The organism is Streptomyces sp. NPDC002790 (assembly GCF_040295505.1).
Taxonomy (GTDB): domain Bacteria; phylum Actinomycetota; class Actinomycetes; order Streptomycetales; family Streptomycetaceae; genus Streptomyces.
On the sequence record NZ_JBEOVM010000013.1, the window covers coordinates 14,497 to 28,802 of the forward strand.

General features: G+C 70.3%; 12 protein-coding genes. 11 read left to right on the forward strand and 1 reads right to left on the reverse strand.

Annotated features, from left to right (window positions below; genetic code table 11):
- Positions 1-10: 10 nt before the first annotated feature.
- The 6 genes from ABT004_RS09595 to ABT004_RS09620 all read left to right on the forward strand — a co-directional run bounded on the left by ABT004_RS09595 (position 11) and on the right by ABT004_RS09620 (position 6,929).
- Positions 11-1,138, forward strand: coding sequence for an ABC transporter ATP-binding protein (locus ABT004_RS09595; protein ID WP_351333384.1), 1,128 nt, complete (start codon positions 11-13; stop codon positions 1,136-1,138).
- A 164-nt stretch (positions 1,139-1,302) separates the two neighbouring features.
- The gene (locus ABT004_RS09600; RefSeq protein ID WP_351333387.1) at positions 1,303-2,919 is read left to right on the forward strand and encodes a peptide ABC transporter substrate-binding protein; all 1,617 of its coding nucleotides are present in this window, start codon (positions 1,303-1,305) and stop codon (positions 2,917-2,919) included.
- Between the two features lie 36 nt (positions 2,920-2,955).
- Entirely contained in the window at positions 2,956-3,879 is a 924-nt protein-coding gene (locus ABT004_RS09605) for an ABC transporter permease (protein ID WP_351333390.1), read from the forward strand.
- On the forward strand, positions 3,872-4,795 hold the full coding sequence (locus ABT004_RS09610; RefSeq protein ID WP_351333393.1) for an ABC transporter permease: 924 nt from the start codon (positions 3,872-3,874) through the stop codon (positions 4,793-4,795). The genes ABT004_RS09605 and ABT004_RS09610 overlap by 8 nt, the downstream gene beginning before the upstream one ends.
- A gap of 6 nt (positions 4,796-4,801) precedes the next feature.
- A complete protein-coding gene (locus ABT004_RS09615; RefSeq protein WP_451190529.1) occupies positions 4,802-5,797 on the forward strand; it encodes an ABC transporter ATP-binding protein in 996 nt (331 codons plus the stop codon).
- Positions 5,781-6,929, forward strand: coding sequence for an ABC transporter ATP-binding protein (locus ABT004_RS09620; RefSeq protein WP_351333396.1), 1,149 nt, complete (start codon positions 5,781-5,783; stop codon positions 6,927-6,929). Before ABT004_RS09615 ends, ABT004_RS09620 begins: the two co-directional genes overlap by 17 nt.
- Before the next feature lie 166 nt (positions 6,930-7,095).
- Here the strand turns inward: ABT004_RS09620 and ABT004_RS09625 are convergent, their stop codons facing one another.
- Entirely contained in the window at positions 7,096-9,207 is a 2,112-nt protein-coding gene (locus tag ABT004_RS09625) for a S9 family peptidase (protein ID WP_351333399.1), read from the reverse strand.
- Positions 9,208-9,507: 300 nt separating this feature from the next.
- Between ABT004_RS09625 and ABT004_RS09630 the strand changes: the two genes are divergently transcribed.
- From ABT004_RS09630 to ABT004_RS09650, 5 genes are all read left to right on the forward strand, one after another.
- Positions 9,508-9,702: a hypothetical protein gene (locus ABT004_RS09630; protein WP_351333402.1), complete on the forward strand. Its 195-nt coding sequence runs from the start codon at positions 9,508-9,510 to the stop codon at positions 9,700-9,702.
- Positions 9,703-9,751: 49 nt separating this feature from the next.
- Positions 9,752-10,654, forward strand: a complete 903-nt coding sequence (gene mshB, locus ABT004_RS09635; RefSeq protein WP_351333405.1) for an N-acetyl-1-D-myo-inositol-2-amino-2-deoxy-alpha-D-glucopyranoside deacetylase — start codon at positions 9,752-9,754, stop codon at positions 10,652-10,654.
- On the forward strand, positions 10,651-11,121 hold the full coding sequence (locus tag ABT004_RS09640) for a DUF6113 family protein (protein ID WP_351333408.1): 471 nt from the start codon (positions 10,651-10,653) through the stop codon (positions 11,119-11,121). Before mshB ends, ABT004_RS09640 begins: the two co-directional genes overlap by 4 nt.
- 153 nt (positions 11,122-11,274) lie before the next feature.
- Complete coding sequence (locus ABT004_RS09645) at positions 11,275-13,260, forward strand: hypothetical protein (protein ID WP_351333411.1); 1,986 nt, start codon at positions 11,275-11,277, stop codon at positions 13,258-13,260.
- Positions 13,261-13,396: 136 nt separating this feature from the next.
- Positions 13,397-14,305, forward strand: a complete 909-nt coding sequence (locus tag ABT004_RS09650) for an ABC transporter ATP-binding protein (protein ID WP_351333414.1) — start codon at positions 13,397-13,399, stop codon at positions 14,303-14,305.
- Position 14,306: the final 1 nt, after the last annotated feature.

Sequence of the window (14,306 nt, forward strand, 5' to 3'; positions counted from 1 at the left end):
GGGCATGACCATGAGCGAGAACAAGAGCAACACCACCACGGCGGTCGCCGACGCGATCCCCGACCAGCGCGACAGCGGTGCCGAACCGCTGCTCCAGGTCCGGGACCTGCAGAAGCACTTCCCGATCAAGGGCGGCTTCCCGATCCGCCGCACCGTCGGCGCGGTCAAGGCCGTCGACGGCGTGGACCTGGAGGTCTATGCGGGCGAGAGCCTGGGCCTGGTCGGCGAGTCCGGCTGCGGCAAGTCGACCACGGGCCGGCTGCTGACCCGCTTGTACGAGCCCACGCAGGGCACGATCACGTACAAGGGCCAGGACATCAGCCACGCGAAGCGCAAGCAGCTGGCGCCGATCAGGTCCGAGATCCAGATGATCTTCCAGGACCCGTACGCGTCCCTGAACCCGCGGCAGACGGTCGGTTCGATCATCGCGGGACCGATGGAGATCAACGGGATCAATCCGCCCGGTGGCCGCGAGAAGCGGGTGCGTGAGCTCCTGGAGATCGTCGGCCTCAACCCGGAGCACTACAACCGGTTCCCGCACGAGTTCTCCGGCGGTCAGCGCCAGCGCATCGGGGTCGCCCGCGCCGTGGCCCTGGAGCCGAAGCTGATCGTCGCCGACGAGCCGGTCTCGGCGCTCGACGTGTCGATCCAGGCGCAGGTGGTGAACCTCCTCCAGAAGGTTCAGCGGGAGATGGGCATCGCGTTCGTCTTCATCGCCCACGACCTGGCCATCGTGCGGCACTTCTCGCAGCGCGTCGCCGTGATGTACCTCGGCAAGATCATGGAGATCGCGGACCGCGACTCGCTCTACAACCGCCCGCGGCACCCGTACACGCACGCGCTGATGTCGGCCGTGCCGGAGGCGGACCTCGACGTCGAGAAGCGGGAGCGGATCCGGCTCGAGGGCGACGTGCCCTCGCCGATCTCCCCGCCGTCGGGCTGCCGCTTCCGTACGCGCTGCTGGAAGGCGCAGGACAAGTGCGCCACGGACGAGCCCCCGCTGGTCCAGCTCTCCGGCAACAAGGCAGGGCACCTCACGGCCTGTCACTTCCCGGAGGACCCGACCGTCGAGGCACGTGGGCAGGACATCGTCCTCGACCCCGCCCTCGCGGCCCTCGAGGGCGACGACAAGTCCTGACCTCCGCCCGATGCCCGGCCCTGGTGTTCTCACCGGGGCCGGGCATCGGCATGTCCGGACGCGGCACGCCCGCCCCCAGATGGGTGACAAAACAGGCGTAGTGGTCGACCCGCGGGTCCAATGGGCCCAAGGCTCGTCCCCGTAACGCCCTCTGGAGGACCCTGATGCGCCTCGGCCTGCGTACCGGTGCCCTGGCCGCCGCCCTGGTGCTGGCCGTGCCCTGGCTCGCGTCCTGCGGCGCCACCGCCACCGAGTCGGGTGTCGTGCGCGCGAAGTGGGGCGACCCGCAGAACCCGCTGGAACCCGCGAACACCAATGAGGTCAACGGCGGCAAGGTCCTCGACATGATCTTCCGGGGTCTCAAGATCTACGACCCCGTCACCGCCGAGCCCGAGTACGCCGTCGCCAAGTCGATCAAGAGCGACGACGCGCAGAACTTCAAGGTCACGCTGAAGGACGGCTGGAAGTTCGCGGACGGCACGAAGGTCACCTCGCAGTCGTTCGTCGACGCCTGGAACTACGCCGCCTACCTGCCGAACGCGCAGATCGGCGCCGACTTCTTCGGCTATATCGACGGCTACGACAAGGTCCACCCCGTGAAGGGGAAGCCCACGGCGAAGAAGCTGTCGGGGCTCAAGGTCGTCGACGACACGCACTTCACGGTCGAGCTCAACCAGAAGTTCTCGCTCTTCCCCGACATGCTCGGCTACGCCGCGTTCTCCCCGCTGCCGAAGAAGTTCTTCACCGACCACGACGAGTGGCTGGAGAAGCCGTTCGGCAACGGCCCCTACGAGGTGACCAACTACGAGCGCGGCGGCCGCATGAAGCTGCGGCTCAACCACGACTACAACGGTGCCAAGCCCCGCAACAAGGGCGTCGACCTGCTCGTCTACACCGACGACAACACCGCGTACACCGATGTCGTGGCCGGCCAGCTCGACGTGACCGACGCCGTGCCGGCCGAGCAGCTCAGCAATCTCCACAAGGACATCGGCAACCGGTACATCAACACTCCCGCCGGCATCATCCAGACGCTGATGTTCCCCATGTACGACAAGGAGTGGGCCACCGCCGACGCCCTCAAGGTCCGCCGCGGCATCTCGCTCGCCATCAACCGCGAGCAGATCACCGACAAGATCTTCCAGAAGACCCGGATCCCGGCCAAGGACTGGACGTCCCCCGTGCTCCGCAAGGAGGGCGGCTACAACCCCGACATCTGCGGCGACCGCTGCGAGTACGACCCCAAGAAGGCCAAGCAGCTGATCGACGAGGGCGGCGGCTTCCCCGGCGGGAAACTCGTCCTCAGCTACAACGCCGACACCGGCAACCACAAGCAGTGGATCGACGCCATCTGCAACAGCGTCAACCGGGTCATGGGCGACTCGAAGGCCTGCGTCGGCAACCCGGTGGGCACCTTCGCCGACTTCCGTACGCAGATCCAGAGCGGCAAGTTCAGCGGCCCGTTCCGCAGCGGCTGGCAGATGGACTACCCGCTGATCCAGAACTTCCTGCAGCCCGTCTACACCACGGGCGCCCCCAGCAACGACGGCAAGTGGAGCGACAAGCGGTTCGACGCGCTGATCAACAAGGCCAACGCGGACCCGGACCCGAAGAACGCGATCAAGGACTTCCAGGACTCCGAGCGGATCCTCGCCGAGCAGCTCCCGGCGATCCCCCTCTGGTACCAGAACGGCACCGCCGTCTACGGCTCCCGCGTGCACGACGTGAAGCTCAACCCCTTCAGCGTGCCGGTCTTCGAGGAGATGACCGTCAATGACTGAGAACCACGACCGCTCGGCTGACGTGAGGGAGGTGCCATGGGGCGTTATGTGATCCGACGGCTGCTGCAGATGATCCCGGTGTTCATCGGCACCACGCTGCTGATCTTCCTCATGGTCAACGTCATGGGCGACCCGACCGCGGCGCTCTGCGGCGACAAGGCCTGCGACCCGGCCACCCAGGCGGCGCTGCGCGAGCAGTTCCACCTCGACAAGCCGCTGGTGCAGCAGTACCTGATCTACCTCGGCAACATCTTCCAGGGCGACTTCGGCACCGCCTTCAACGGGGACTCCGTCGCCGACCTGATGCTGCGCGCCTACCCCGTCACCATCAAGCTGACGTTCGTGGCGATCGTCTTCGAGATCGTCATCGGCATCGGCCTCGGCGTCATCACGGGCCTGCGCCGCGGCAAGCCCATCGACACGGGCGTCCTCGTCCTGACGCTGGTCGTGATCTCCGTGCCGACGTTCGTGACCGGACTCGTCGCCCAGCTCCTGTTCGGCATGGAGTGGGGGATCGTCAAGCCCTCGGTGGCGTATGAGGCGCCGCTGAGCGAGCTGATCCTGCCGGGCCTCGTCCTCGCGTCCGTGTCGTTGGCGTACGTGACCCGGCTGACCCGGACCTCCGTCGCCGACAACGCCCGCTCCGACTACGTCCGCACCGCCGTCGCCAAGGGCCTGCCGCGGCGCCGCATCATCTGGCGGCACCTGCTGCGCAACTCGCTGATCCCGGTGGTCACGTTCATCGGCACCGACATCGGCGCCCTGATGGGCGGCGCCATCGTGACCGAGCGGATCTTCAACATCCGCGGCGTCGGCTACCAGCTCTACCAGGGCATCCTGCACCAGTCCTCGCCGACCGTGGTCGGCTTCGTGACCGTCCTGGTGATCGTCTTCCTGCTCGCCAACCTCATCGTCGACCTGCTCTACGCCGTCCTTGACCCGAGGATTCGCTATGCCTGAGCCCGTCACTCCGGTCACCGTCGAGGCCCAGCTGACGCCTGGGACGCCCGAGGGCGGCGGCGCCGAGGGGCCCGCGCGCTCCCTGTGGTCGGACGCCTGGCGCTCGCTGCGCCGCAACCCGGTCTTCATCATCTCAGCGCTGATCATCCTGTTCCTGGTCGTCGTCGCGATCTGGCCGCAGCTCCTTGCGAGCGGCGACCCCAACGACTGCGACCTCGCGCACGGCCAGGACACATCCACCTCGGGACACCCCTTCGGCTACGACGCGCAGGGCTGCGACCTGTACACGCGCACGGTCTACGGGGCCCGGGCCTCGATCACCGTCGGCGTCTTCGCCACCCTCGGTGTGGCCCTGCTCGGCGGGATCCTCGGGGCGCTCGCCGGGTTCTACGGGCGCTGGGCGGACGCCGTGATCTCCCGCGGCGCCGACATCTTCTTCGGCATCCCCGTCATCCTCGGCGGCCTCGTCCTGCTGTCGGTGGTGACGTCGACGACCGTGTGGCCGGTGGTCGGATTCATCGTGCTGCTCGGCTGGCCGCAGATCTTCCGTATCGCCCGCGGCTCCGTGATCACGGTCAAGGAGAACGACTACGTGCACGCCGCGCGCACCCTCGGCGCCGCCAACTCCCGGATCCTGCTGCGCCACATCCTGCCGAACGCCGTCGCCCCCGTGATCGTCGTCGCGACCATCGCGCTCGGCACGTTCATCGCCCTGGAGGCGACGCTCTCGTTCCTCGGCGTCGGCCTCAAGCCGCCCGCGGTCTCCTGGGGCATCGACATCTCGAACGCCGCCCCGTACATCCGCAACGCCCCGCACATGCTGCTGTATCCGGCGGGAGCGCTGGCCCTCACGGTGCTCGCGTTCATCATGCTCGGCGACGCGGTGCGCGACGCCCTCGACCCCAAGCTGAGGTAGCCGACCGTGGCGAACACGAACCTGTTGGAAGTACGCGACCTGCACGTCGAGTTCCGTACGCGCGACGGAGTCGCCAAGGCGGTCAACGGCGTCAACTACACCGTCGACGAGGGCGAGACGCTCGCCGTGCTCGGCGAGTCGGGAAGCGGGAAGTCCGTCACGGCGCAGGCCGTCATGGGCATCCTCGACATGCCGCCGGGCCGGATCGCCAGTGGCGAGATCCTCTTCAAGGGCAAGGACCTGCTGAACCTCAAGGAGGAGGAGCGGCGGAAGATCCGCGGCGCCGAGATGGCGATGATCTTCCAGGACGCGCTGTCCTCCCTCAACCCCGTGCTCACTGTGGGGGAGCAGCTCGGCGAGATGTTCGTCGTGCACAAGGGGATGTCCAAGAAGGCCGCGCGGGCCAGGGCCGTCGAGCTGATGGACCGGGTGCGCATCCCGGCCGCGAAGGAGCGGGTGAGCCAGTACCCACACCAGTTCTCCGGCGGTATGCGCCAGCGCATCATGATCGCGATGGCGCTCGCCCTGGAGCCCTCGCTGATCATCGCGGACGAACCGACAACGGCCCTCGACGTCACCGTGCAGGCCCAGGTGATGGACCTCCTCGCCGAGTTGCAGCGCGAGCTCAACATGGGGCTCATCCTCATCACCCACGACCTGGGTGTCGTGGCGGACGTCGCCGACAAGATCGCCGTGATGTACGCGGGCCGGATCGTGGAGACGGCGCCGGTGCACGAGATCTACAAGGCGCCCGCACACCCGTACACCAAGGGCCTCCTCGAGTCGATCCCGCGCCTCGACCAGAAGGGGCAGGAGCTCTTCGCCATCAAGGGGCTCCCGCCGAACCTCATGAACATCCCGCCCGGCTGCGCCTTCAACCCGCGCTGCCCGATGGCCCAGGACGTGTGCCGCACGGACGTCCCGCCGCTCGCCCGCGTCTCCGAGAACCGTCGCAGCGCCTGCCACTTCTGGAAGGAGACGCTCGATGCCGCAACACGGTAAGCACGTGAGCAAGGACGACCTGAAGCGCGAGGGCCGGATCGCCGAGCACCTCCTGCGCAAGGCGCACTCCGAGAACGACTACGCGGCGCACGGCTCGGCCTCCGGACACGAACCGCTCCTCCAGGTACGCGGGTTGACCAAGCACTACCCGCTCACCAGGGGCGTCCTCGTCAAGAAGCAGATCGGCTCGGTGAAGGCCGTCGACGGGGTGGACTTCGACCTCGGGCAGGGCGAGACGCTCGGCATCGTCGGCGAGTCCGGCTGCGGCAAGTCCACCGTCGCGAAGATGCTGGTCAACCTCGAACGCCCCACGGCCGGCGTCATCACGTACAAGGGCGAGGACATCACCACACTGTCCGGCCGCGCCCTGAAGGCCGTCCGCCGCAACATCCAGATGGTGTTCCAGGACCCGTACACGTCCCTGAACCCGCGGATGACGGTCGGCGACATCATCGGGGAGCCGTACGAGATCCATCCCGAGGTGGCCCCGAAGGGCGACCGCAGGAAGAAGGTCCAGGACCTGCTGGACGTCGTCGGCCTCAACCCCGAGTACATCAACCGCTACCCGCACCAGTTCTCCGGCGGCCAGCGCCAGCGCATCGGCATCGCGCGCGGGCTCGCGCTGCGCCCCGAGATCATCGTCGCGGACGAGCCGGTGTCCGCGCTCGACGTGTCGGTGCAGGCGCAGGTGGTCAACCTGATGGACCGGCTCCAGAACGAGTTCGACCTGAGCTACGTCTTCATCGCGCACGACCTGTCCATCGTGCGGCACATCTCGGATCGGGTCGGCGTCATGTACCTGGGCCGGATCGTCGAGATCGGCTCGGACGCCGAGATCTACGACCACCCGACGCACCCCTACACGCAGGCGCTGTTGTCGGCGGTGCCGGTGCCCGACCCGGAAGCGCGCGAGGGGCGCGAGCGCATCCTGCTCTCCGGCGACGTGCCCTCGCCCGCCAACCCGCCCTCCGGCTGCCACTTCCGCACCCGCTGCTGGAAGGCGCAGCAGCGCTGCGTGGACGAGGAGCCGCTGCTCGCCGTGCCCGAGGTCTTCCGGGGCGGCGACACCCCGGCCAGTCACCCGTCGGCCTGCCACTTCGCGGAAGAGAAGCAGATTGTGCCGACGGAGTAGGGGCCTGACGGGTCTTTACACGTCTTTACACGCAGGCAATCCGGCCGAAGCGGCGCCGATATGTCACCGCGTCAGAGTGTCTCGCGTACGGCCGTGCGGGTGCCGTGAGCCGGGCCGGAGCGCATGTCGCTCCGGCCCGGTTGCCGTAGGCCCTGGCCGACACGCCCTACAGCCCCAACGACCGCTTCAGGAAGTCGACCTGGAACAGCAGCAGGTTCTCGGCGACCTGCTCCTGGGGCGTCATGTGGGTCACACCGGACAGCGGGAGCACCTCGTGCGGGCGGCCCGCGGCGAGCAGCGCGGAGGACAGCCGCAGGGAGTGCGCCACGACCACGTTGTCGTCGGCGAGACCGTGGATGATCAGCATCGGCCGGTGCGGCTCGGCCGGGTCCGAGAGCCCGTCGTCCGTCACCAGGGAACTCTTCGCGTACGCCTCCGGGTTCGCCGCCGGATCGCCCAGGTACCGCTCGGTGTAGTGGGTGTCGTAGAGCCGCTGGTCGGTCACCGGGGCGCCCGCGACCGCCGCGTGGAACACGTCCGGCCGGCGCAGCACCGCGAGTCCCGCCAGGAAGCCGCCGTAACTCCAGCCGCGGATCGCCACCTTGGACAGGTCGAGCGGGAAGCGGTCCGCCAGCGCGTGCAGCGCGGTGACCTGGTCGTCGAGGGTGACGGTGTGGTCGCCCGCGATGGCCTTCTCACGGGCGGGCGAGATGCCGGGGGTGCCCCGGCCGTCCGCGACGATCACCGCGAAGCCCTGGTCGGCGAACCACTGCGAGGTCAGATGCGGGTTGTGCGCGGCCACGACGCGCTGCCCGTGCGGGCCGCCGTACGGGTCCATGAGGACCGGCAGCGGGCCGTCCCCCTCCTCGTAAGAGGAGGGCAGGAGAACAGCGCACGGGATGCCCTCGGCCTCCGTGAGCGTCAGGCGCGGGGTGAGCAGCGGGCGGTCGGCGTGCGAGACGACAGTGGCGACGTGCTTGCCCTCGCGCTCCACGCGCGCACGCGCGCCGGGTGAGTCGGGTGTCGCCGAGACGAGCACGCTGACGGAGCCGTCGCCGGAGCGCACCGCGGAGTGCACGCCGGGCTCCTCGGAGACGCGCCGCACCCCGAGCTCGTTGACCCGGTACACGTGCACCTCGCCGGTCTCGGGGGACGCGGCGTCGACCCCGGCAGAGGCGGAGACGAGCACGTCGCTCTCGCCCACGTCGAGCACCGCCCGGACGTGCAACTGAGATGTGGTCAGCAGCCGTTCGCCCACTGCGAGGACCCGCGCGCCGCCCTCGTCGGCGATCCGTACGAGCTGCCCGCTCGGCGACCAGCACGGCACACCGGGCAGCAGCTCCAGCCACACGTCGTCCTCGTCGGCGTGCACCATCCGCGTCGAACCGTCGTCCGTGTTCACCGCGAGGTAGAGCGCGCTGCGCTGGTCGCGGGCCTGGACCAGGAGCAGCGGGGCGCCGTCCGCCGACCAGTGCACGCGGGCCAGGTACGGGTACGCCCTGCGGTCCCAGGTCACCTCGTTGCGGTTGCCTTCGAGGTCGTACGCGAAGAGGCGCACCTCGGCGTTGGGCGTACCGGCGCGCGGGTAGGCGACGCGCGCCGGCTCCCGGTCCGGGTGCGCGGGGTCGGCGATCCACCAGCGCCGCACGTCCGCGTCGTCGGCGCGGGCCACGAGCAGCCGGTCCGAATCGGGCGACCACCAATGGCCGCGGAACCGGGACATCTCCTCGGCCGCGACGAACTCAGCGAGCCCGTATGTCACGGTCTCCGACTCCGGCTCCGCGAGCGCCCGGTCGTTCTCGCCCTCCGCGCCGACGACGCGCAGCGCGCCCCGGGTGACGTACGCGATGTGCCGCCCGTCGGGGGAGGGGCGCGGGTCCAACACGGGGCCCGGCACCCGGAGTTCCCGGGCGGTGCCCACCCGCAGCTCGGCCGTGAACAGGCGCCCCGACAGGGCGAAAGCGGCCAACTCGGCGGCGGCGTCCGTCGCGTAGCCCACGATGCCCGCGCCGCCCTCACGGCTGCGCTCGCGCCGGGCCCGCTCCGCGTCCGACAGCTTCTCCGCCGCCCCGCCGAGCAGGGCCACCGGGTCGGCGGCCACCCGCTCCTGACCACCCGCCACGTCAAGCACCCACAGCGCGTTCGCCCGATCGGTACCCGAGGAGGAACGCAAGAAGACGACACGCTCACCGTCCGGCGCCACCGTGAAGGCACGCGGCGCCCCCAACGTGAAGCGCTGGGTACGCGCGTGCTGACGGGGAAAGGTCTCGATGGTCATCCAGGCAGCCTAGGGCCTGCCGTTCGGATCAGGCCTGGCCCGAACGGCAGACTCCAGGGCTGTTCCGGCGGATCGGGCCGGCCACGGTCGACTGTCGTGTTCGGATCCGGCTGGAGGCGGGCCGCCGTGAACATTCGGTGCCGACGAGCGGGCGATGGTGCGTGCGCGCCCCCCGTGCGCTCCCGGTCGCATCGGGTGCTCCCTGATCGCGACTCGTGCGCGGGTACGGATAGTTATGATCGTTAGCGCTGTGTGGGTACGAGTCCGTCGGCGACCGGATCACTTTGGAGGAGGACCGCTGTGGCACTCTCGATCTCGGCCGTGGTGCTGTTCGCGATCATCGTCTTCATCCTGATCAAGAAGTCGGGACTGAAAGCGGGGCACGCGGTCGTGTGTGTGCTCCTGGGTTTCTACCTGGCGAGTTCGTCCGTCGCTCCCACGATCAAGGAGCTGACGACGAACGTGGCGGACATGGTCGGCGGCATCAAGTTCTAGCGACACCGGCCGTCGGCCCGGTGTCAGTGGGGCGTTCTACGCTATGGGCATGACGGAAATGCCAGGTAGGCGCCTGCTCCTCGTGCATGCGCACCCCGACGACGAGTCGATCAACAATGGCGCCACCATGGCCAAGTACGCCGCCGAAGGCGCCCAGGTCACGCTGGTGACCTGCACGCTCGGCGAGGAGGGCGAGGTCATTCCGGGCGAACTGGCTCATCTCGCCCCTGACCGGGAGGATCTCCTCGGCCCGCACCGGATCGGCGAGTTGACCGTTGCCATGAAGGAGCTCGGCGTCACCGACCACCGCTTCCTGGGCGGCCCCGGACGGTTCCGCGACTCCGGAATGATGGGCGCCCCGCAGAACGGGCGGGAGAGTGCCTTCTGGGCCGCCGACCTCGACGAGGCCGCGGCCCACCTCGTCGCCGTGATCCGCGAGACCCGCCCGCAGGTCCTGATCACGTACGACCCCGACGGGGGGTACGGGCACCCCGACCACATCCAGGCCCACCGCGTCGCGACGCGCGCCGTCGAGCTCGCCGCGGACGCCACCTTCCGGAGCGAGCTCGGGGAGCCGCACGCGATCGCCAAGGTCTACTGGAACCGCGTGCCGCGCACGGTCGCCGAGGAGCGGTTCCGGTGGCTCGCGGGCGTGCTCGACGCCACACCCTTCGACGTCGCCGCCGTGGTGGACGACGTGCCGGGCGTCGTCGCCGACGAGCGGATCACCGCGGCGATCGACGGGCGGCCGTACGCGGAGCGGAAGGCGGCCGCGATGCGCGCGCACGCCACCCAGGTCGACGTGCCGGAGGTACGCGGCGTCTTCGCGCTCTCCAACGATCTCGCGCAGCCGCTGTTCGACATCGAGTACTACGAGTTGGTGCGGGGCGAGCCCGGATCGCCTTACGAGAAAGACCTGTTCGAGGGCCTTGAGGGAGTGACCGAGCGATGAGCGGCGACAGGAACGGGCGGGCCGCGGCGGCCGGCGGCAAGGCGGCTCCCGGCGGGTCGGTGGCGCAGGGGGGCGACCTGCCCTTCAGTTTCGGCGGGTTCGGTGCGGGGCGGACGATCGTCCTGCTTGCCCTTTTCGTCCTCGGCGCGGTCCTCGCGGTCGGCGGGGCGCTCGTCCAAGGGGGCTGGTTCCCGGGCGGGTTGCTGCTCGCGCTCGTCGGGGCGGCCGGGCTGTTCCACGGAGGGGCGCGAATCGCGGGCGGTCGCGCGGGGGCGGTCGCGCCCGCGGCGGGCTGGGTGCTCGCGGTGATCCTGCTCACCGCGAGCCGTCCCGAGGGCGACTTTCTGTTCGGCGCGGGAGCCGGCTCGTACCTCTTCCTCCTCGGAGGGATGGCAGTCGCTGTGATGTGCGCCACCTTCTGGCTGCCCGGGCAACCACCCGCGCCCGCCGCCCGACTTGGGAAGTGACGTAGCACTTTGGGTCGTCGTGCGGCGCGTGCGGTTCCGGATTCGTCATCCGTCGCACAGTGACTTCCGGCGGCGGCCAGTATGGTGGTGCGCGCCGCCGAGCAGCCCGCGAGAGGTCGAGACGGGCGGCGGAGCCAACCGGGAGAACCTGCCTTGAGCCGTGAAACTGACAGTTCGTCCTCCGGGCCCCAGGGGCGCGGCGCTGCCGCCTACCCGTCGGGGACGCCTCCGTACGGATCGCCCGCGCAGGGCGCGGCGTCCGATGACGCCGGTCCGACGCCGCCGGGCGACCAGGATGCCCCGGAGTCACCCAAGACCGAGACGACGCTGACGACCCGGATCCGGATCAACATCCCCGGCTCCCGGCCGATCCCGCCGGTCGTCATGCGCACGCCGATGAGCGATGTCGACGGGGCGCCGAAGGGCGGTGCGGATCCGGTCCCCGGGGCTGCGGGTCCGCCCGCCGGTCCTACGTCGCGGGGCTCTGCCCCGGACCCCGCGCCTCAAGCGCCGGCGGGGCTTGAGGAGCCCACCCCCACTCCCGCGCCTCAGCGCGAGGAGCGGACGAGTGAGTGGTTCGCGCCGCGCAAGCCGCGTGGCGGTGCGGGTGGCGCGCCCACGCCGCCCGCTCCGGGATCCAACGGTGGCGGCCCGCCCGGTACTTCGGGTGGTACTTCGGGTGGCTCGTCCGGAGGGTTTGACGTGTCCGGTGCCGTGGCGGCCGGGCCCCTCGGCGCGGGCGGACCACCGGGACCCCGCGACGACCTGCCGTTCTTCTCCGCCAACGCCAACGCCAACGCCAACGCCAACCAGGACCCGGGCGCGCCCGACCGTGGCGAAGGGCCCACCGGCCCCACCACGGGCCCGGCCGCGGGCGACGGCCCGATGGTGCCGCCCGGCGTCCCCAACCCGCTGGTCCCCGGTGCCGGTCAGTCGCCGCCGCGGATGAGCGACGACACCGCGATCCTCACGCCGCAGAAGCCGGCCCCGGAGCCGCCCGCGGGCGGCAACACCAGGGGCAACAACGTCTCGGGTGACACGCTCACCAGCGGCATGCGCGTCGTCCCCTCGGAGGGTGGCGGCCCCAAGTCCCCCGGCGCCTCCGACCCGTTCCAGCAGGGCCCGGACGGCCCCGCGGTGCACACCCCGCCGAAGCTGCCCGACCCGGTGCCGTCCACCCCCGCGCCCAAGAAGAAGGGCCGCAACAAGCTGGTGCTGCTCGGCGTGGGCGTCGTCGTCGTGGCCACCTGCGCGTACGGCGCGGGCCTGTTGATGAACCACGCCGACGTCCCGAAGGGCACCACCGTCGCGGGCGTCGACATCGGTGGCGGCACCCGCGACGAGGCGACCAGCAAGCTCGAGAACGCCCTCGGCAAGCGCACCCAGCAGGCGCTGAAGCTGCAGGTCGGCGGCAAGACCGTGGCGATGCAGCCGGCCCAGGCGGGCCTCTCCTTCGACACCGCGTCGACCGTGGCCGCTGCCGCGGGAAGCGACTACAACCCGGTCTCGGTGATCGGCTCGCTGTTCGGCAACGAGCGGGTCGTGGCCCCGGTCATGCCCGTCGACGAGGAGAAGCTGGCCGCGTCCCTGCAGCGGGCCGCGGGCGGCGCCGCCGCGTCCGGCGACGGCACGATCAAGTTCGCGCCGGGCAAGGCCGTTCCCGTCTACGGCAAGACCGGCAAGGGGCTCGACCTCGCCCAGTCGGCCGCCGCCGTCAAGGACGCGTACAACGCGCAGGTCGAGACCGGCGCCTCCGGAGCGGTCCCGCTGGCGACGTCGACGCAGAAGCCGACGATCCCGGACGCCGAGGTCGACCGGAAGATGCAGCAGTTCGCCGAGCCCGCGATGTCCGGACTGGTCACGGTCAAGGCGGGTGGCGCCTCGATCCAGTTCGGTCCCGACAAGTCGCTGCCGAAGATCCTGAGCGTCCAGCCGGTCAACGGGAAGCTGGTCGAGAAGTACAACCTCCCGGTGCTCAAGCAGCTCTACGGCAACACCTTCGACGGCGTCCTGGTCACCCGCGGCACCGGCAAGAAGACGCCGGTCCAGCCCACGGACGTGGCCGCCGCCATCGGTAAGGCGCTGCTCGGCAAGACCGCGGCGGAGCGCACCGCGGAGATCCAGACGAACGCCGGATAGCTCGGCCCGCACACCCGCACACCCGCGCACCCGCGCACTCGCACCCGGGTCACGAGTCCCGCATGACATCCGTCATGCGGGACTCACGCTTGACGACACTGCCGCGCACCCCCGCCCAGCGGCGACGCTGAATGCCATGACGACACACGCAGCGGTCACCTTCAGCGGGGTGACGAAGACGTACGGCACCGTGCGGGCGGTCGACGACCTGGGCCTCGAACTGCACGCGGGCGAGACCGTCGCCCTGCTCGGCCCGAACGGGGCGGGCAAGTCCACCACCCTCGACCTGCTCCTCGGCCTGCGCCCCGCCGACACCGGCGAGGTCCGTGTCTTCGGCACGAGCCCGCGCGAGGCGATCACGGCAGGACGGGTCGGCGCCATGCTCCAGAGCGGCGGCCTGATGGACGAGGTGACCGTGCGCGAACTCGTCCGGCTCGGCTGCGCCCTGCACCCGAAGCCGTACCCGGCCGACGAGGTGCTGGCCCGCGCCGGACTCACGCAGATCGCCGACCGCAAGGTCAACAAGCTCTCCGGCGGCCAGGAACAGCGCGTCCGCTTCGCCCTCGCCACGGCGGGCGACAGCGACCTCATCGTCCTCGACGAGCCGACGACCGGCATGGACGTGAGCGCCCGGCAGGCGTTCTGGGCGACCATGCGCGAGCAGGCGGACCAGGGCCGCACCGTGCTGTTCGCCACGCACTACCTGGAGGAGGCGGACGCGATCGCCGACCGTGTCCTCGTGCTGCACCGCGGCCGCCTCCTCGCCGACGGCACGGCCGCCGAGATCAAGGCGAAGGCGGGAGCGCGGCGGGTCTCCTTCGACCTGGAGGGCGCGATCGACGAACCCGCCATCAAGGGCCTCCCGTTCCTGACCGGCGTATCCGTCAGCGGGCAGACCGTCCGCATCCAGTCCACCGACGCCGACGCGACCGTGCACGCGCTCTACGGACTCGGCGTCTACCCGCGCAATCTCGAAGTCGCCGGACTCGGCCTGGAACAGGCCTTCGTGGCGATCACCGAGGCCGAGGAGGCCAAGACCCGATGAA

Excerpts from the sequence above, each read along its gene's own strand:
- ABT004_RS09595 (WP_351333384.1), top strand. The coding sequence starts at position 11 with ATGAGCGAGAACAAGAGCAACACCACCACGGCGGTCGCCGACGCGATC.
- ABT004_RS09620 (WP_351333396.1), top strand. The coding sequence starts at position 5,781 with ATGCCGCAACACGGTAAGCACGTGAGCAAGGACGACCTGAAGCGCGAG.
- ABT004_RS09610 (WP_351333393.1), top strand. The coding sequence starts at position 3,872 with ATGCCTGAGCCCGTCACTCCGGTCACCGTCGAGGCCCAGCTGACGCCT.
- ABT004_RS09625 (WP_351333399.1), bottom strand. The coding sequence starts at position 9,207 with ATGACCATCGAGACCTTTCCCCGTCAGCACGCGCGTACCCAGCGCTTC.
- ABT004_RS09605 (WP_351333390.1), top strand. The coding sequence starts at position 2,956 with ATGGGGCGTTATGTGATCCGACGGCTGCTGCAGATGATCCCGGTGTTC.
- ABT004_RS09600 (WP_351333387.1), top strand. The coding sequence starts at position 1,303 with ATGCGCCTCGGCCTGCGTACCGGTGCCCTGGCCGCCGCCCTGGTGCTG.
- ABT004_RS09650 (WP_351333414.1), top strand. The coding sequence starts at position 13,397 with ATGACGACACACGCAGCGGTCACCTTCAGCGGGGTGACGAAGACGTAC.
- ABT004_RS09640 (WP_351333408.1), top strand. The coding sequence starts at position 10,651 with ATGAGCGGCGACAGGAACGGGCGGGCCGCGGCGGCCGGCGGCAAGGCG.
- mshB (WP_351333405.1), top strand. The coding sequence starts at position 9,752 with ATGACGGAAATGCCAGGTAGGCGCCTGCTCCTCGTGCATGCGCACCCC.